At 32.9% G+C, this 362-nt stretch carries 1 protein-coding gene; it reads right to left on the bottom strand.

Features of this window, described 5'->3' with window-relative positions:
* Window positions 1-147: 147 nt before the first annotated feature.
* A complete protein-coding gene (locus SB775_RS27915) occupies window positions 148-234 on the bottom strand; it encodes a YjcZ family sporulation protein (protein ID WP_000505094.1) in 87 nt (28 codons plus the stop codon).
* Window positions 235-362 lie beyond the last annotated feature (128 nt).

Raw genomic sequence — 362 nt, 5'->3', positions numbered from 1 at the left:
ACACTGCTAACTTTTTGATGTAAAATATTTTCCTAGTGGTACTATTTGGTAATAGGTTAGGAGATTTTTGAAGTGAAAAGCGGACACCTAAAAATAGGTGTCCGCTTTTATAGTTTTTTCATCCACATATCATATGACGATAACTACTTAGCAGAAGCAAGCAGCACCGACGATGATTAAGAGGATAAATAATACGACTAATAGCGCGAATCCATTACCATGTGCGAAGCCCATTGTTATTTCCTCCTTTTATTTTAAGATACAACATACAATATGCAAATGAGCTATCGTTTGATATGGACATATATCATGTAATGACATATTTTCTTGAATGATAATGTATTAAAAAAGGGAAGATATAG

This window comes from Peribacillus sp. SIMBA_075, from assembly GCF_046534585.1.
This window is presented reverse-complemented; position numbering and strand designations above follow the sequence as displayed.